We start from the raw sequence: 17096 nt of genomic DNA, 5'->3' as shown, positions 1-17096 counted from the left end.
CGCCGCTCGAACCATTGCTCTCCCCGTCCGCACGGGGAAAAATCCGAAGGAGTCCGCATGCAGACTTGGGCGAAGCGCGGCGTCCGTGCCGCGTTGGTCACCGGTGGTGTGCTGGCCGTGGGAACCACCATGGCCGCAGCCGAGGGCACCGTCCCCTCCCGGCCTTCCGGAAACGGGAACCACGGCAGCCTCGGCACCCGGTACGACCGGTCGCCGGCAGATCCGGGACGGGGAGATTCCGTGGTGCCCGCGTTCGACGTCGACACCCCGCGTCCGTTCCAGTCCGGCAACGCGCGCGGCATGGTGCTGACCGGTGTGATCGACCCGGTGCGCGACCTGCTTCCGGCCGTCGAGCACGACATGACGCAGGAGATCCCGGTGCTGCGCGACCTCGCGCCGCACCAGGACATGCAGCTGGCGGGTTGGGTCGCCGACCCGGCCACCGCCCGGCCCGCGCCGAGCGACGGGCGGCACAGCCTCCGCGGCGCCCCGGCCTCGCGGCACGCGATGCGCACCCCGGCCGAGGGCTTCCACCGCTCGCTGAGCTGGGCGGGTCCGATCGGCGACATCATCCGCCGCGGTCACGCGCAGCCGGCCGCCGTCCAGGCACCCGAGGTCACCGGTGAACTGATCATCCCGCAGCTCGACCCGGCGATGGTCGACCCCGAGGACGGCATCGTCGCCCTCTGGGGCGGCGCGCTCGGCGACGAGCGGGCGGAGGCCGCCGCGCCGGGCCCGCTCGGCGCCGCTCCGGCCGGGCTGCTCGACTCGGCCGGGCTGCTCGACTCGGCCGACGTCGACCTCACCTCCGGTGAGCTCCCCGGCCCCGCGCTCCGGCTGCACCAGGTGCCGCCGGGGTTGCTCGCGGTCGCCCTCGACGACCCGCCGCACGTGCCCGCGGCGCGCTCCGAGCAGGCGGTGCTGGAGCTTCCCGGCGAGCACCAGGACTTCCCGCAGGTGCCGCCCGCGCTGGCCGATCCGCTGGTGCTCCAGGAGCGCTCGGACCAGCCCGGCGTTCAGCTCCCGCTGCCGGTCGGCGGTCAGCTCTCGGCGGTCGGCGGCGGTCAGCTCACCGGCCCCACCTTCGGCCGGCTCACCGACGCGCTGGACGAGATCGGGCCGCGCGCGGACGACCGCCCCACGGTGTCCTTCCTCGCCGCGATCCCCCGGTTCAGCAGCACGCCGGAGGACGTCCCGGTGCGGGTCGAGGTGCTCGACGAGCTCGACGCCGCCACCCCCGAGCGCGACCGCATCACCGCCAACCCGATGCCCCCGCAGGCGCGCGCCGCCGAGCCCGCCGACAGCGGGATGGAGCTGCCGCTGATCGGGTCGGTTCCCTCGATCAGCGCCGCCCAGGGCCACACGGTCCCGATCCCGGGCATCGGCCCGCGCTGGAACCCGGACGACACCGTGCAGTTCCAGCGCGTCTGATCGCGCGTCACGGCTGAAGAAGGCCGCCGGACCCGTTCGGGTCCGGCGGCCTTCTCGCGTTCGGGGGGTGGTTCAGGCGGGGGTGGAGACCGCCGGAGGTTCGTCCTGCTCGGCGGAGCGCGCGGCGAGGCGGCGGGAGCGCCACCAGCCGTAGGCGTAGTAGGCCAGCAGCGCGAGTCCGAAGTAGACGTAGGCGTTGCCGACGAAGTGCTCCAGCAGGTTCCAGCGCAGTTCCCGGCCCTTGCCCTGGGGCACCTTCCACATCGGCCCGAGGGTGAAGAACGAGGCCGCCAGCCCCGTGATCATCAGCAGCCCCCAGTCCTGCCGCCGCACCGCGGCTCCCGCCAGCAGCACCAGGGCCGGGATCGCCCACACCCAGTGGTGCGACCAGGAGATCGGCGAGATCAGCAGCGACAGCAGCCCGTTCAGCGTCACCGCCATCGGCAGGTCCTGCTGCCGCAGCGCGTGCACCATCCCCGCCACGGCCAGTGCCAGCGCCAGCAGCACCACGAGCACGAACAGCACCGACACGGGGCCGACGCCGAGCTTGGTCAGCACCGAGCGCAGCGACTGGTTGCCCGCGTAGACCGAGGCGTTGCCGGTGAAGTTGGGGCCGAACGAGACGTTGCCGGTGGCCATCACCTCGTGCAGCCAGTACCGCCGGGTGCCGTCGAAGGCCAGCACCGCCCCGATCAGCACGGTGCCGAGGAATCCGGCGAGGGCCATCGCGATCGGCCGGAACTCCTTGCGCAGCAGGAAGAACAGCAGGAAAGCGGCCGGGGTGAGCTTGATCCCGGCGGCGATGCCGATGAGCAGCCCGCGCGGGTAGGGCGTGCGCTCCCCGGGGCCGGTGCGCCACAGGCAGTCGATCGCCACCAGGGCCATCAGCACCAGGTTGATCTGCGCGTAGGTGAGCGTCTCCATCACCGGCTCGGACAGCGTGGCCAGCGGCAGCAGCACCCCGGTCCACAGCACGACCCGGTCCCGCTGCCCGCGCAGGAAGCTCGCGGAGTCGAGCACCAGGTACAGCGTGATCAGCAGCGCCAGGTGCGAGACCAGCATGATCACCGCGACGGCGCCGACCTTCGGGATCAACCCCAGCGGGCTGAACAGCACGGCGGCGAACGGCGGGTAGATGAACGGGAGCCGGAGCCCGGACTCGGTCGCGGGAAGCGGCCCGTACATGTCCTGGCCCTGCAGCCACGCGCGGGCGCCGAGCCGGTACACCTCACCGTCGATGTGGTCGTGCGGGCTGATGGTGGAGACCATGAGCACCGCGACGAGTTCCGCGATCCCGATCGCGATCAGCAACCTGCGGTTCTCCCGGGCCAGGTCGCGCAGCAGCTCGCCGAGGGGTCGTCGCGCAGTGGGTTCCGGTCCGCTCACGGCCACGGGTTTCACCGTCCAGGTCATCGATGCGGGGGTGCCGCCGATCGCTGGCGGCCGCGACCCAGCGTAGAGGCAGTGCCGGATCAACCCGGAGCCCGCCGGGAACGGAGCGGCGCGGAAGGCGCACCGCAGTCGAAGATCATCCGTCTTCCGGACCAGTCGTTTCCCGCATCGGGTGGCGCTTCGGGGTTGACCTAGGTAGTTGCTGACGCAGCGTCATTCGCATTCGGTAAATACCACCATTACGGGTGGTAGTGATGCTCTTGAATTCGGACCTCTCTGCGGAGGAGAGTCCAGTGGACTGCTCCGTTTGGTGGGGAGGAGGGGCCGAATGAGTGTCCTCGACGTGACCGCGCCGTCCCAGCTGCCGCCCATCTGGGACGAGCTGATCACCGGGCTGACCGTGGGCGTGCTGCTCACGGACGAGCGCGGTCAGGTGCTCGCCACCAACGACGTCGCCGCCGACCTCATGCAGCTGACGAAGTCCGATCTGCTCACCGGCGCCCGGCCCAGCGGCTGGAAGGTGCGCGACGACACCGGCGCCGCGATGCCGGACTGGTCCGAGCTGGCCGGGCAGGTGCTGCGCGCGGGCTCGCCGCTGTCCACGCCGATGGTCGTCGAGCGCGGCGGGCACCCGACCCGGCTCTGGGCGGATTACCACGCCGTCCGGGCGCAGGGGAAGCGCCGGGTGCTGATCCTGCTGCAGGCCGTGCAGACCGACATCGGGCACAGCCGCGGCCTGCTGGACCCGCTCACCGGCCTCCCCGGCCGCGCTCTGCTGCTGGACCGGCTGGAGCAGTCCCTGGTGCGGGCGCGCACCCGCGGGATGCTCACCACGCTGGTGCTGCTCGACGTGCACCAGCTGGCCGCCTTCAACACCGAGCACGGCTTCGCGCGCGGCGACGAGCTGCTCGGCACCCTGGCGGGCAGGCTCCGCCAGGGGATGTCCGACGAGCACACCGTCGCCCGCTACGGCGGCGACGAGTTCGCCCTCGTCGCGGACCACCCGAACGGCAACGGCGAGGCCATCGCGCAGCAGGCCCGCAGGATGGCGAGCTGGCCGATGCGGATCGGCCCGACCCGGGTCCGCCCCAGCCTGCGGGTCTCCTGGGTCACCACGAACGGGAACGCCACCGCGCACGCGGTGCTCTCCCGCGCCGAGCAGCAGCTCCAGCACTGACCGGACCCGCCCCGCGGCGGGTCCGGGGATCAGCGATCAGTCGTTCCGGATGAAGTCCTCGACGGCCTGGTAGGCCTCGGAGTCGGAGTACTGCTCCGGCGGCGACTTCATGAAGTACGAGGACGCGGACAGGATCGGTCCGCCGATGCCGCGGTCCTTCGCGATCTTTGCGGCGCGCAGCGCGTCGATGATGATCCCCGCCGAGTTCGGCGAGTCCCACACCTCGAGCTTGTACTCCAGGTTCAGCGGCACGTCGCCGAACGCGCGTCCCTCCAGCCGGACGTAGGCCCACTTGCGGTCGTCCAGCCACGGCACGTAGTCCGACGGACCGATGTGCACGTTGCGCTTGTCCAGGTCCCGCTTGACCTGCGAGGTGACCGACTGGGTCTTGGACTTCTTCTTCGACTCCAGCCGGTCGAGCTCCTTCATGTTGAGGAAGTCCATGTTGCCGCCGACGTTGAGCTGCATGGTGCGGTCCACGTGCACGCCGCGGTCCTCGAACAGCTTGGTCAGCACCCGGTGCGTGATGGTCGCGCCGACCTGGGACTTGATGTCGTCGCCGACGATCGGCACCCCGGCCTCGGTGAACTTCGCGGCCCACTCGGGGTCGGAGGCGATGAACACCGGCAGCGCGTTGACGAACGCGACCCCGGCGTCGAGCGCGGCCTGCGCGTAGAACCGGCCCGCGTCGTCCGAGCCCACCGGCAGGTAGGAGACCAGCACGTCCACCTCGGCGTCGCGCAGCACCTGCGCCACGTCGACCGGCTGCTCCTCGGACTCGGTGATCGTGTCGCGGTAGAACCGGCCGAGGCCGTCGAGGGTGTGCCCGCGCTGCACCGGGACGCCCAGCGGCGGGACGTCGGCGATCTTGATGGTGTTGTTCTCGCTGGCCACGATGGCCTCGGAGAGGTCCCTGCCGACCTTCTTGGCGTCCACGTCGAACGCGGCCACGAACTGCACGTCGCGCACGTGGTACTCGCCGAACTGCACGTGCATCAGGCCGGGCACCCGGGTGTCCGGATCGGCGTCGGCGTAGTACTGGACGCCCTGCACCAGCGATGCCGCGCAGTTGCCCACACCGGCGATCGCCACTCGAACCGCGCCCTCGCGACGGTCTGTGCTCATGGCAGGGTCCTCCTCGTTGCTCATGTGTTGTCCTTCTGGTCGCTCGCCCGCCCGGGTTCCTCCGAGCGCGCGAGCCGGCCCGGCGACCGGTTCAGGCCCGGGCGGGCCGTGGTGCGGTGTCCCGTCGCGCGGACGGTGCGCGCGGGTGGTGGGCGGAGATCAGCGGCGGTCTCCACCCGGGCAAGTCGAGCACCGGTGCCGAGTGGTCTCCCCGGGCTCCCGCAGCCCGCGTCGACCGGTGAGCGCACCGGTGTCCACTCCGACAACCGCGTTCGCGGCCGTGCTGTTCCCAGAAATGGTGCGCCCTCGGCGAACTCGCCCGGAATCGCCCGCTCCGTCCCGTGGCACCGATCACGTTCCCGGGGGCACGACCGTCGTCCGGGCCGGCGGGGTCGATCAGAACGGCACCGCGACGAGCGGCGGGACCGATTTTCAAGATCAACCCGGGGTGCGGACCGGGTGCGGTCGTCCGGTAGAACATCCCGCGGTGCGGCACCCGGAGGCCGCGGGCGGCCGGACGGCGTCCGCGCAGTTCGGGCCCGGTCCGCCGGGCGTTCCGCGCGGAGCGGGGCATGGCGAGTTCGCGCATCCCACCTCCCGCGCCCGAGCCGTCCCCAGCCGTACTTGCCCGAGAAAGGAGTATATCCGCGCCCCTCGTCCGGTTATCGCAGGTCGAGACCAACCCCGCTGCTCACGACACCCCAGGTCACGCGCGGAACGCGGCCACTGCCCCTAACGGCGCATGGAGCACCGGCGGCGGGCACGTACCCTGTCCCTCGTGCGGACCCAACGGCAAGTGGTGGATTACGCGTTGCAGCGCAGGTCGCTGCTCGCGCAGGTCCACGCTGGCCGAGTCGGGGTGATGGAGGTCTGCGATGCCAACCCGTACCTGCTGCGGGCGGCGAAGTACCACGGTCAGCCCAGCGAGGTGACCTGCCCGGTCTGTCGCAAGGAACCGCTCACGCTGGTCTCGTGGATCTTCGGCGAGGAGCTCAAGCACGCTTCGGGGTCCGCTCGCGGTCCCGACGAGCTGGAGCGGCTGGCGAATTCGTTCTCGGAGTTCACCGTGCATGTCGTCGAGGTCTGCCGGACGTGCAGCTGGAACCACCTGGTGCAGTCGTACGTCCTCGGTACCGGTGACGTGAACGAGCGCCGCCCCCGGCGCAGGACAGCGGCCGAGTGACCCGGCCGTGAGAGCGCAGAGCACTTCCCCGCAGGATGCGGGGTTACCCCGATGTGAATGCACCACCTGGCGTCGCACGACGCCTGTCCTGGAGGCCAACTCGTGAACGACGAGCGTGACGACCCAGCTCGTGGCCGCCACTCCCGGCAGCCCGAAGGTCGCAACCCCGGTCCCCCCGACGACCGGGCCACGCCACCCACGTCCCGGCAGCAGGGTCCGCGCCCGCAGGGACCGCCCCCGGGCGGCACCCCGCCGGGAGGCACCCCGCAGGGAGGCAGGCCGCCCGGACCGCAGAACCCGGGGCCGCAGAACCCCGGCGCTCAGCGGCCCGGTGCGCAGCAGCGCCCGCAGGGGCCGCCGCCCGGCGCTCCGCAGAACCCGCCGCCGCAGCGGCCCTCCACCCCGCCGCCCCCTCCGGGCCAGGGCGGTGGCGGACCCTGGCCGGGTGAAGGCACCCGCAGGCAGGCCCCGCCCGGTCGCCCCGGCCAGGGCGGCGAGCCGCCGCAGTGGCCCGGTGACGGGGGCGGCCCCGACCACACGGTGCGCAACGCCCCGCCGGTGAACCCGCGCGGTTCGGGCGGCGGCTCCGAGACCCCCGGTGAGCAGACCGGGCCGTGGACGCCGTCGTTCGACGACGACGAGGCCCCGACCGGCAAGCGCGCCGCGAAGGGCTCCGGCGAGGGGCCGAACCAGCTCGACCAGGCCACCTCGTTCGCGAAGCAGCCGCCACCGCCCCCGGCCGACCAGCGCACCCAGCGCCAGGCCCCGGGCAGGCCCGGCTCGCAGCCACCCGGAGCTCAGCAGCCCGGCTCGGCCCAGGCGGGCGCCCAGCAGGGACGGCCCGAGACCCCGGACGAGCAGAGCACCCAGCAGTTCTCCACCCCGCAGCGGCCCGGTCAGCAGGGAACCCGCCAGGTCCCGCCTCCGCCGCCCGGCGGCGCGCAGCAGGGCGCCCGCCAGGGCCCGCCCGGGCGCCCGCAGCAGGGTGCGGTGCCGCCGGGTGAGCGGCCCACGGAGAACATCCCGCAGACCCCCGGTGGCCAGGACAAGGGGCGCGGCCGCGGTGCGGCGGCGGCCGGTGGCGTCGTCGGCGGCGTGGCCGGTGCGGCCGCTCTCGGCGGTGCCGCGGCGGCGGCCGGTGGCGGCGCCGCCGGTGGCGCTGGTGCCGGCGGGGCCGGTGGTGGCGGTGCCGCTGGTGCGGCGGGCGCCGCGGCCTCGGGCGGCGAGCCGCGCGAACCGCAGCTGCTGACGCACGAGGCCACGCAGAGCTCCTACGACTACTACTCCTCGGACCCGTACGACGGCGGCGGCTACGACGACTACGACGACGGCTACGACGACGACCGGTACGGGAGGGGACGCGGTGACGACGACGGTGGCCCCCACGACGACGGCCTGTCCGACCCCGACGACGAGGTGAGCGCCCGCAAGGCCAAGCGCAAGAAGATCTGGCGGCGCGTCCGCCGGACCTGCTACGTCGCGGCCGCCGCGATGCTGCTGCTCGGCATCGGCACCTTCGCCTACGGCTACACCATGTGGGAGGTGCCGGATCCGGAGAAGATCGCCAGCCGGACCGAGCAGACGATCACGATCAACTACGCGAACGGCCAGGAGCTGACCCGGGTCGAACCCGAGGGCGGTTCGCTGACCATGATCCGGGACCTCAAGGGCGAGGTCTCGCAGCCGATGCTGGACGCCACGGTCGCCGCGGAGGACGCGTCGTTCTACACGAACCCCGGCTTCTCCATCCGGGGCATCCTGGTCGCCGTCTACAACCAGATCGGCGGCGGCGCCGGTGGTGGTTCCACGCTGACCCAGCAGTACGTGAAGCTGGCGCTGGACCAGGACGAGTACTCCATCACCCGCAAGGTGAAGGAAGTCGTCATCGCCTACAAGGTGACGAACCAGCAGTCGAAGGACGACATCCTCAAGGCCTACCTCAACACCGCGTACTACGGGCGCGGCGCCAACGGCATCCACGCCGCCGCCGAGGCCTACTTCGGCAAGCTGCCGAAGGACCTGGACCCGAGCGAGGCCGCGGTGCTCGCGGGCATGGTGCAGCGCCCGACCGACAACGACCCCCGGGTCGACGCGGAGCAGGGCGAGTGGCGCTGGAACTACGTCGCCGACCAGATGCTCAAGAACAACTTCGTCACGAAGGACGTCCGCGCGAGCATGGCGCTGCCCGAGACCCGGGAGCGCGACGCCTGGAAGAGCAAGCCGGAGGGCAACGCCTCCCAGCTGCACATCCGCAAGCAGGTCCTCGCCGAGCTGGAGCGCGAGGGCTACAACGAGCAGGCGCTGACCCTCGGCGGCTACACGATCACCACGACCATCGATCCCAACGCGCAGCGGCAGGCCGAGGAAGCGGTGCGGAAGGTGACGGCGGGTCAGCCGGAGAACCTGCGCACCTCGCTGGTCGCGGTCGATCCGAAGACGGGCGGGGTCCGCGCGTACTACGGCGGTGGGGAGCAGGTCTACTTCGACTACGCCGCCTCGCCGCAGCCCCCGGGCTCCTCGTTCAAGCCGTTCGTCGTGATGGCCGGGCTGGAGAAGGACTACGGCATCGGCGAGTACTACGACGGCAGCGACCACCAGGAGATCCTGGGCACCAAGTTCGGCAACGCCCCCGGTTCGATCTGCGACGACCCGAAGCACTGCGGCGTGCGCGAGGCCATGAACAAGTCGGTGAACACCGTGTTCGTGAACATGGCCGCGAAGTTCGGCACCCCGTCCGTGCGGGAGGTCGCGATCCAGGCCGGCATCCCCGCCGAGTTCAACGGGGAGCCCACGATGCAGAACGCCAACGGCGGTGTCGACGCCGGTATCGCCCTGGGCGCCTACCCGGTCCGCACGATCGACATGGCCACCGCCTACGCCACGTTCGCGAACGAGGGCAAGCAGGTGCACCCGCAGTTCGTGCAGAAGATCCAGAACGCGGTGAAGACCGAGGAGTTCGCGCCGGAGCCGTCCAAGCCGGCGTTCGCCGACAGCGCCTCGGAGAGCAAGAACCTGGCCGCCAACGTCATCGAGTCGATGATCGGGGTGGCCGAGCACTCGAAGCTGCCGCTGAACAAGGACCGGCCGGTGGCGTCGAAGACCGGTACGCACCAGTACTTCGACACCGAGAAGAACCAGAACGCCTGGATGATCGGCACCACGCCGCAGCTGTCCACCGCGGTCGGGATGCTCGCCGACGAGGACGGCAAGCCGATCCCCGTCGAGGAGGCCAGCGGCAAGATCATCTACGGGAGCGGCCTGCCCGGGGACATCTGGCAGGAGTTCATGAACAGCTACCACCAGAACCTCCCGGTGGAGGACTTCCCGGAGCCGAGCCCCATCGGTCAGTTCGAGCAGAAGCAGCCGCCGAAGCCGACGACCTCCAGCTCGGAGCCGCCCCCGCCGCCGCCCACCTCGCTGCCGCCGACGACCTCGCTGCCGCCGACGACCAGCGAGAGCGAGACCTCGGAGAGCGAGTCGGAGAGCTCCGACCCGTCCGGTGACTGCGGCTGGCTCGGCTGTCCCCCCGGCAACGACGACGAGGGCCCGGGCAACGACGGACCGGGCGGCGGCAACGCCGTCGCCCCGAGCCGGGGCCGCGACGGAGAATGACCCCGACCCGCACCGGGTGGCGCGCTCAGCGCCACCCGGTGCGGTCGTCGGAGGGGCCCTTCGCACGCCGTAGCATCCGATCGTGTCCACGAAGCCCGACGACGCCGGAACCGAGTCCGAGGAGCCCGAGCGGGTGAGCGCGGCGGTGGACGGCGACTCCCTGGACGCCGCGGACCGGGTGGCCCCGACCTGGACCGAACCCGTGGCCGCCGCCCTGTCCCGGCCGTTCGGCGGCCCGCTCGGCAGGCACGCGCAGGTCGGCAGGCAGTGGTTCTGGACCCCGCTGCGGGTCCTGCTGCTGCTGGCGATGATCACGCTCGCCGCCGCCTGGCTGTTCAAGGCCCCGTGCTTGCAGACCTACGACACCGCGCAGGGCACCCAGCTGGACTGGCGGGCGAACCGCCAGTACACGGCGATGTGCTACTCCGACATCATCCCCCGGTTCGGCATGGGCGATCTCGCTCCCGACGGGGTCTTCCCGTACAAGACGCCGTGGACGCAGCAGCCGGGATCCTCGCCGCAGGAACAGCACTACATGGAGTACCCGGTGGTCACCGGGGTCTTCCAGTGGCTCAACGCGAAGATCACCGACGGCTGGACCACCCTGGCGCAGCTCGGTTGGCTCCCCGCCGCGATGATCACGGTGCTGTACTTCAACATCACCGCCCTCTGGCTCACCGCCGCCTGGCTCGTCGTGGTGTGGGCGGCGATGGCGCTGGCCGGCCGCCGCCCCTGGGACGCCGCGCTCGTCGCGCTCAGCCCGCTCGCGTTCGTGCACGCCTTCACCAACTTCGACGCCCTCGCCGCCGCGCTGGCCACCACCGGTCTGCTCGCCTGGGCGCGCCGACGACCGTGGCTCGCCGGGGTGCTCATCGGTCTCGGCGGAGCCGCCAAGTTCTACCCGCTGCTGCTGCTCGGACCGCTGCTGGTGCTGTGCCTGCGCGCCGGGCGGCTGCGCGAGGGCGGCCGCGCGCTGGCGGGAGCCGCCGCCGCGTGGCTCGCGGTCAACCTGCCGATCCTGCTGCTGTACCCGGTCGGCTGGGGCGAGTTCTACCGGCTCAACACCGCTCGCGGCGCCGACCCCGACTCGCTCTACAACGCGCTCGCGCACTACACGGGATGGGCCGGGTTCGACGGGCCGCTCGCTCCGGGCCAGGTACCGGTGGTGCTCAACGCGGTGTCGCTCGGGCTGTTCGCGCTGTGCTGCGCCGCGATCGGCTGGCTCGCGCTGGCCGCCCCCACGCGGCCCAGGTTGGTGCAGCTGTGCTTCCTGCTGGTCGCCGCCTTCCTGCTCACCAACAAGGTGTGGAGCCCGCAGTACTCCCTGTGGCTGGTGCCGCTCGCGGTGCTCGCCGTGCCGCGCTGGCGGTGGCTGCTGACCTGGATGGCCGTCGACGCGGCCGTCTGGGCACCCCGGATGTACTACTACCTGGGAACCGGCAACAAGGGGCTCCCGGAGGGCTGGTTCCTCGGCGCCGTGCTGGTCCGCGACCTGGTGGTGCTGGCGCTGTGCGCGGTGGTGGTGCACGAGGTGCTCCGCCCGGGCGGGGACCAGGTGCGCCGCGCGCTCGGGCCCGTCGGTTCCCACGGGCGGACCGCCGTCGACGACCCCTCCGGGGGCTTCCTCGACGGATCACCGGACCGGGTCGTGCTGCCGTGGCCGCGCACCACCGCCGACCGGCTCGTCCGGTGGGCGCGCACCCTCGGCGCTCAGCGCGAACGCGCGAGCTGAACCGCCGGCTCCGCCACCACCCTCGTCGTCGTCCACCGCCGACCGCGCGCGCAGGAACGCCGGGAACAACCCGACCAGCAGCGCCGCCCGCCCCCACACCCCGAGCACGAGCGCCTGCGCCGCGAAGCCGTCGTTGATCCCGCTCGCCTCGCCCAGCCACCGGAAGATGCCGATCCCCATCGCCAGGTCCGCGAGCAGGTAGGCCGCGATCCAGCCCCAGCGGATCCGCAGCAGCACGAAGAACGGCAGCAGCCACAGCACGTACTGCGGCGAGTGCACCTTGTGCAGCAGCAGGAACCCGCACAGCATCGCCGCCGACACCGGGATCCACGGGTAGGTCCCCGTCCGCTCCCGCAGCCGCCAGCCCACCGCGCAGGCCACCGCGAACGACAGCAGCACCAGCAGCGGCGAGAGCACGCCGACCGCCTGCTGGAACCCGTCCACCTCGGCGAAGTCGCGCAGCCCCCAGTACCAGACCGAGTTGGTGCTGAGGTCCACCTGACGGTTCGACTGGAACCGGAACGACGCCCACCAGCCGTCGAACCCGGCCACCGCGAACGGCAGGTTCACCAGCACCACCGTCGCCGCGGCAGCCCCCAGCACCGCGAGCGCACCGCGCACGTCGTACCGGGTCCCCGGCGTCAGCGCGGCCCCGCCCCGGCCGCCGGTGAGCACGAACAGCGCCAGCGGCAGCACGAACAACCCCGGGTAGACCTTGAACGCGAATCCCAGCCCCAGCAGCACCGCGGCCAGCACCGCCCGGTTCCGCAGCGGCGGACCCGCCCGGTGCACCGCGAACACCGCCGCGACGGCGCAGGCCACCGCGGGCAGGTCCCAGTTGTGGAACGCGTAGAGCACCAGCGGCGGGCTCAGCGCCCACAGCAGCGCGCGGCGGCCGCTCAACCGCCCCAGCCACCAGGCCACCCCGAGCCCGAACGGGGCCAGCAGCAGCGCCGAGGCGGCGAGGAACCCGGCATCGGTGTCCACCGGCAGCGCGCCCAGCCACATCAGCAGCCCGGACAGCACCGGGTACTCCACGGTGCCGCCGCGCAGCTCCCCGGAGTCGTCCATGCTCCCGTGCACGTAGGGGAACACGTGCCGGTCGATGTCCCGGCCGATCCACAGGTTCTGCACGTCGGAGTAGCAGACGTCCTGGTAGGCCCGCTCCTGGTAGCCGGGCCCGGAACGGCCCCACTCGTCGAACTCCGGTCCGGTGCAGCGGGCCTTGTTCGCGTAGCCCGCGGCCAGCGCCAGCGCGGTGAGCAAGCACAGCAGCGCCAGCGATGCGGAGGTCAGCCGCTTGCCCGCACCACCACCCGGGCCGGGTGCGTGGCCGGTCGCCAGCTGCTCGCGCATCGGTCTTCCTTCCCCGCCTGCCCTCGTGCGGGGGTGACCCTAGTCGGCGGAGTTGATCAGGTCCGCACCTTGTCGCGCAGGTAACCGATGTCGGCTGCCTGGCCCTCGCCCGGCGTCTCCACCACGACCGGCGCGCCCGCCGTCGCGCACACCGCGACCAGCAGGTCCGGGTCGATCTCCCCGGCGCCGATGTTGGCGTGCCGGTCCCGGGAGGAGCCGAAGGCGTCCCGGGAGTCGTTGAGGTGGACCAGGTCGATCCGGCCGGTGATCGAGCGGACCCGCTCGGCGATGTCCGGCAGCTCCTCGCCCGCCGCGTGCGCGTGGCAGGTGTCCAGGCAGAAGCCCGCGCCGAACTCGCCGACCGCGTCCCACAGCCGGGAGAGCACGTCGAAGCGGCGCGCCATCGCGTTCGCCCCGCCCGCGGTGTTCTCGATCAGCACCGGAACCGCGAAACCGCCCTCGTCGGCCTGCCGCTCGAACAGCTTGCGCCAGTTCGCGATGCCCTCCGCCGGGTCGTCGTCCTTGGTGACGTGCCCGCCGTGCACCACCAGCCCGCGCGCGCCCACCTCGGCGGCGGCCTTCGCCTGCTGCGCCACGGCCTTGCGGGACGGGATGCGGATCCGGTTGTTCAGCGAGGCCACGTTGATCACGTAGGGCGAGTGGATGAACACCTCCAGCTCGCTCTCGCGCAGTTCGGCGGCTCGCGGGTGCGGCTTCGGCGCCTTCCAGCCCTGCGGATCGGACAGGAAGAACTGCACGACGTCGGCACCGAGCTCGCGGGCGGCGGTGAGCGGTTCGTCGTCCCGGACGTGGGCCCCAATCAGCATTCCCCGAGCTTAATGACCGGCCCGGACCCGCTCCGCCCGGCCGACCGCTGCGCGGCTCGCGCCCGGGCGCGAGCCCGCCGGAGCGCGCGCACCCGGTGCCCTCGATCGATCCGGATGCGCGCTCGGCGAGATTCGGCTGAAGTTTTCGTGTGCGGGGCGTCACCGCTAGCGCATTTCCCACGTTATTTTCATTGGAAGGGTGAACGGGTGTCACCGGTAAGTGCATCGGGGAGGAACCATGGGTGGCGAAAGTGCGCGTCCTGACCAGAGCTCGACCGCACCGGTGAACCGCCGCTCGAAGCGGTCCGCCGTGAGCCGCGCGCTGGCCGCGAGCACCGTCGGCGCGTTCGTCACCGCCAGCAGTCTGCTCGGCGCGGGCGCCGCGAGCGCCTCCGGTTCCGCCGTCATCGACGCCTGCACCGGGACGACCGAGTCCACCGAGTTCGGCCAGAGCATCCTCGTCTCGCCGGCCGCGCTGGACGCCAAGGTGCGGCAGGCGACGCTGCTGGTCTTCCCGTTCGGCTTCGACGTGGCCGACCAGGCGGTCCAGGAGTTCACGGCCGCCGGGGCGATCTCGCTGGGATCGGTCTCCGAGGAGACCCAGAAGTTCTCCGGCAAGGAGCTGGCGCAGGCGTTCACCCCGCGGATCGACGGTCTCGCCGCGCTGCGGGGCAAGGGCACCGCCGTGAGCCAGCACGTCCGCAACCTCGCGGTCCTCGGCTGCTTCGGCGCCAAGGTGACCGGGCAGGACCGGCCGACCCCGCAGCCGACCCCGCCGGACCCGACAACCGAGCCGGTCGCCCCGCCGGCCCCGCGGCCGAGCGCCCCGCCGACCGCGCCGGGCACCGGCGTCGCCGCATCCTCCCCGCCCGCCCCCGGCGGTGGGACCGGCGCGCCCGTCACCGTGGTGCCGCCCGGCTACGCCACCGGTGCCCCCGGCGTCCCGGGTGCGCTGCCGCCGTGGGCGCAGGCCCAGTTCGGCGCCGTCCCCGGTTTCGCCCCGAACGTCGGCGACCTCCGCGCGCAGGCGGCCGCCCAGGAGCGCGAGCGCGCCGAGCTGGCCGCCCGCGAGGAGGTCCGGGCCGCGGGCAGGGCCGAGGCGCTGCCGATGGGCGAGGGCGACCGGATCGCGCTGCCGGTCCTCATCGCCGCCATCTCGCTGGCCGGTGTGACCGCCGCCCTGGTCCGCAGCTGGGTGCTCCGCCGCGCCTGACCGGCGGGCGTGATCTCGCGCACCGGTGGCAACCCCGACCGCGTCCGGCACCCGGGCGGCCGGGACGTCGGACCAGGTTGCTAGCCTTGCCTGGTTCGTGGACGCGAACGACCCTCCTGCCACGGAAAGTCCGTGGCCGTGAGTCCACAGGAGGTGAGTGGTCTTCATGCGTCATTACGAGGTCATGGTCATTCTCGACCCCAGCCTGGACGAGCGCACCGTGCCGCAGTCCCTGGAAAACTTCCTCAAGGTCATCCGCAACGACGGTGGCAGCGTTGAGAAGCTCGACGTCTGGGGCCGTCGCCGGCTCTCCTTCGAGATCAACAAGCAGGCCGAGGGCATCTACGTCGTCGTCGACCTCAACAGCGAGCCCGCCTCGGTCAAGGAGCTGGACCGCCAGCTGAACCTGAACGAGACGGTCCTGCGCACCAAGGTGCAGCGGCGCATCGCCGAGCCGCGCAAGGCCGCCCGCGTGGCGCGCGCCGCGGCGAAGGCGACCAAGCACGCCAACCGCTCCGAGGCATCCGTCTGAGCGACCGCGATCGGACCCCGGTGGTCCGAGAGCAGGCGGTCCCCCTCGCGGTGACCCGAATTTCAAGAGACCCCGCATGTCAAGGACGGAGTCCAGGCGATGGCCGGTGAAACGGTAATCACGGTGGTCGGCAACCTCACCGCCGATCCGGAGCTGCGCTTCACGCCCTCGGGCGCGGCGGTAGCGAACTTCACGGTCGCCTCGACGCCGCGCACCTTCGACCGCCAGTCCGGCGAGTGGAAGGACGGCGAGGCGCTGTTCCTGCGCTGCAACATCTGGCGTCAGGCCGCGGAGAACGTGGCCGAGACGCTGACCCGCGGTATGCGGGTCGTGGTGCAGGGGCGGCTGCGCCAGCGTTCCTTCGAGACGAAGGAAGGCGAGAAGCGCACCGTCGTCGAGCTCGAGGTCGACGAGATCGGGCCGTCGCTGAGGTACGCGACCGCCAAGGTGAACAAGGTCAGCCGCAGCGGTGGCGGCGGTGGTTTCGGCAGCGGCGGCGGTGCGTCCGCTCCCGCCGACGACCCGTGGGGTTCGGCCCCGCCCGCCGGTTCGTCCGGCGGCGGGTTCAGCGACGAACCGCCGTTCTGATCCGCGCGCTCACCCACTCGTAAATGCTTTCCAGGAGGAAGACCATGGCCAAGGCGCCTGTGCGCAAGCCTAAGAAGAAGGTCTGCGTGTTCTGCAAGGACCGCGCGGCGCAGAGCATCGACTACAAGGACACGACGCTGCTGCGCAAGTACATCTCCGACCGCGGCAAGATCCGCGCGCGTCGGGTGACCGGCAACTGCAGCCAGCACCAGCGCGACGTCGCCATCGCGGTGAAGAACGCCCGCGAGATGGCGCTGCTGCCGTACACCTCGACCGCCCGCTGATTCGAGCCGCCCGTCCGCTCCCCGCTGCCCTCCGGGCCGCGCGGGAGGGGACGCCGGTCTCGCGAGAGACGCTAGAAGGAGACACGTCGTGAAGATCATTCTGACTGCGGACGTGAGCGGCCTGGGCGAGTCGGGTGACATCGTCGAGGTCAAGGACGGGTACGCCCGCAACCTGCTGCTGCCCCGCGGCCTGGCGATCGTCGCCACCAAGGGCGCGCAGAAGCAGGTCGAGACGATCCGCCGCACCCAGGAGGCCCGCCGGGTCCGCAACCTGGAGCACGCGCAGGAGCTCAAGGCGCAGCTGCAGGAGCTCGGCTCGGTCGTGCTGACCGCCAAGGTCTCGGCGCAGGGCAAGCTGTTCGGCTCGATCACCGCTGCCGACGTCGTGGCCGCGGTGCGCAAGGCCGGTGGCCCGAACCTGGACAAGCGTTCGGTCGACCTGCGCGGGCACATCAAGGCCCTCGGCAAGCACGGGGTCGACGTCCGGCTGCACCCCGACGTCAAGGCCTCGGTCGACGTTCAGGTCGCGGCCGCGAAGTAAGCAGCGCGCCGCGCGTGCGGCCGGAGGGTCCGGGCGGTGCCCGGCCCTCTCGGCCGCTTCCGGTGTCCGGGCCCGCCCGGTTCCCGTCGCGGAACCGGGCGAG

The 17096-nt window shown here is 72.2% G+C and carries 14 protein-coding genes; 10 read left to right on the top strand and 4 right to left on the bottom strand.

Annotated features, from left to right (window positions below; genetic code table 11):
• Positions 1–57: 57 nt before the first annotated feature.
• On the top strand, positions 58–1431 hold the full coding sequence (locus tag ACL03H_RS15175) for a hypothetical protein (protein ID WP_412811870.1): 1374 nt from the start codon (positions 58–60) through the stop codon (positions 1429–1431).
• 72 nt (positions 1432–1503) lie between these two features.
• Here ACL03H_RS15175 and ACL03H_RS15170 read toward each other — a convergent pair whose 3' ends face one another.
• On the bottom strand, positions 1504–2844 hold the full coding sequence (locus ACL03H_RS15170; RefSeq protein WP_412811869.1) for a glycosyltransferase 87 family protein: 1341 nt from the start codon (positions 2842–2844) through the stop codon (positions 1504–1506).
• Positions 2845–3151: 307 nt separating this feature from the next.
• Between ACL03H_RS15170 and ACL03H_RS15165 the strand changes: the two genes are divergently transcribed.
• Positions 3152–4000, top strand: coding sequence for a diguanylate cyclase domain-containing protein (locus ACL03H_RS15165; protein WP_412811868.1), 849 nt, complete (start codon positions 3152–3154; stop codon positions 3998–4000).
• A 36-nt stretch (positions 4001–4036) separates the two neighbouring features.
• Here the strand turns inward: ACL03H_RS15165 and ACL03H_RS15160 are convergent, their stop codons facing one another.
• Positions 4037–5125, bottom strand: a complete 1089-nt coding sequence (locus tag ACL03H_RS15160; protein ID WP_412811867.1) for an inositol-3-phosphate synthase — start codon at positions 5123–5125, stop codon at positions 4037–4039.
• A gap of 778 nt (positions 5126–5903) precedes the next feature.
• Here ACL03H_RS15160 and ACL03H_RS15155 point away from each other — a divergent pair.
• From ACL03H_RS15155 to ACL03H_RS15145, 3 genes are all read left to right on the top strand, one after another.
• The gene (locus ACL03H_RS15155) at positions 5904–6308 is read left to right on the top strand and encodes a DUF5318 domain-containing protein (RefSeq protein WP_412811866.1); all 405 of its coding nucleotides are present in this window, start codon (positions 5904–5906) and stop codon (positions 6306–6308) included.
• A 102-nt stretch (positions 6309–6410) separates the two neighbouring features.
• Positions 6411–9920, top strand: coding sequence for a transglycosylase domain-containing protein (locus ACL03H_RS15150; protein ID WP_412811865.1), 3510 nt, complete (start codon positions 6411–6413; stop codon positions 9918–9920).
• A gap of 82 nt (positions 9921–10002) precedes the next feature.
• A complete protein-coding gene (locus tag ACL03H_RS15145) occupies positions 10003–11652 on the top strand; it encodes a glycosyltransferase family 87 protein (protein WP_412811864.1) in 1650 nt (549 codons plus the stop codon).
• On the opposite strand, the gene ACL03H_RS15140 is transcribed toward ACL03H_RS15145, so the two are convergent.
• Positions 11554–13008, bottom strand: coding sequence for a glycosyltransferase 87 family protein (locus ACL03H_RS15140; protein ID WP_412811863.1), 1455 nt, complete (start codon positions 13006–13008; stop codon positions 11554–11556). The two genes, ACL03H_RS15145 and ACL03H_RS15140, sit on opposite strands and share 99 nt — an antisense overlap.
• A gap of 56 nt (positions 13009–13064) precedes the next feature.
• Positions 13065–13835: a deoxyribonuclease IV gene (locus ACL03H_RS15135; RefSeq protein ID WP_412811862.1), complete on the bottom strand. Its 771-nt coding sequence runs from the start codon at positions 13833–13835 to the stop codon at positions 13065–13067.
• A 238-nt stretch (positions 13836–14073) separates the two neighbouring features.
• Here ACL03H_RS15135 and ACL03H_RS15130 point away from each other — a divergent pair, with 238 nt between their 5' ends.
• The 5 genes from ACL03H_RS15130 (at position 14074) to rplI (ending at position 16993) form a co-directional block, all read left to right on the top strand.
• Entirely contained in the window at positions 14074–15048 is a 975-nt protein-coding gene (locus ACL03H_RS15130; RefSeq protein ID WP_412811861.1) for a hypothetical protein, read from the top strand.
• Between the two features lie 166 nt (positions 15049–15214).
• Positions 15215–15580 (top strand): 30S ribosomal protein S6, encoded by a 366-nt coding sequence (gene rpsF / locus ACL03H_RS15125; RefSeq protein ID WP_412811860.1) that lies wholly within the window; start codon positions 15215–15217, stop codon positions 15578–15580.
• A gap of 99 nt (positions 15581–15679) precedes the next feature.
• Positions 15680–16168 (top strand): single-stranded DNA-binding protein, encoded by a 489-nt coding sequence (locus tag ACL03H_RS15120; protein WP_412811859.1) that lies wholly within the window; start codon positions 15680–15682, stop codon positions 16166–16168.
• Positions 16169–16212: 44 nt separating this feature from the next.
• Positions 16213–16452 carry a 30S ribosomal protein S18 gene (gene rpsR / locus ACL03H_RS15115; RefSeq protein WP_184484100.1) on the top strand — a complete coding sequence of 80 codons (240 nt, stop codon included), beginning with the start codon at positions 16213–16215 and terminating at the stop codon, positions 16450–16452.
• Positions 16453–16540: 88 nt separating this feature from the next.
• Positions 16541–16993 (top strand): 50S ribosomal protein L9, encoded by a 453-nt coding sequence (gene rplI, locus ACL03H_RS15110; RefSeq protein WP_412811858.1) that lies wholly within the window; start codon positions 16541–16543, stop codon positions 16991–16993.
• The last annotated feature ends 103 nt before the right edge of the window (positions 16994–17096 follow it).

Source organism: Saccharopolyspora antibiotica (genome assembly GCF_047200635.1).
Taxonomy (GTDB): Bacteria; Actinomycetota; Actinomycetes; order Mycobacteriales; family Pseudonocardiaceae; genus Saccharopolyspora_C.
The sequence above is the reverse complement of the archived record's forward strand: the minus strand, read 5'-3'. Positions and strand labels throughout refer to the sequence as shown.

Bases quoted from the DNA above. Each gene is read 5' to 3' on its own strand.
- ACL03H_RS15120 (WP_412811859.1), top strand. From the start codon at position 15,680: ATGGCCGGTGAAACGGTAATCACGGTGGTCGGCAACCTCACCGCCGAT.
- rpsF (WP_412811860.1), top strand. From the start codon at position 15,215: ATGCGTCATTACGAGGTCATGGTCATTCTCGACCCCAGCCTGGACGAG.
- ACL03H_RS15130 (WP_412811861.1), top strand. From the start codon at position 14,074: ATGGGTGGCGAAAGTGCGCGTCCTGACCAGAGCTCGACCGCACCGGTG.
- ACL03H_RS15170 (WP_412811869.1), bottom strand. From the start codon at position 2,844: ATGACCTGGACGGTGAAACCCGTGGCCGTGAGCGGACCGGAACCCACT.
- ACL03H_RS15140 (WP_412811863.1), bottom strand. From the start codon at position 13,008: ATGCGCGAGCAGCTGGCGACCGGCCACGCACCCGGCCCGGGTGGTGGT.
- ACL03H_RS15135 (WP_412811862.1), bottom strand. From the start codon at position 13,835: ATGCTGATTGGGGCCCACGTCCGGGACGACGAACCGCTCACCGCCGCC.
- ACL03H_RS15160 (WP_412811867.1), bottom strand. From the start codon at position 5,125: ATGAGCACAGACCGTCGCGAGGGCGCGGTTCGAGTGGCGATCGCCGGT.
- ACL03H_RS15175 (WP_412811870.1), top strand. From the start codon at position 58: ATGCAGACTTGGGCGAAGCGCGGCGTCCGTGCCGCGTTGGTCACCGGT.
- ACL03H_RS15165 (WP_412811868.1), top strand. From the start codon at position 3,152: ATGAGTGTCCTCGACGTGACCGCGCCGTCCCAGCTGCCGCCCATCTGG.
- rpsR (WP_184484100.1), top strand. From the start codon at position 16,213: ATGGCCAAGGCGCCTGTGCGCAAGCCTAAGAAGAAGGTCTGCGTGTTC.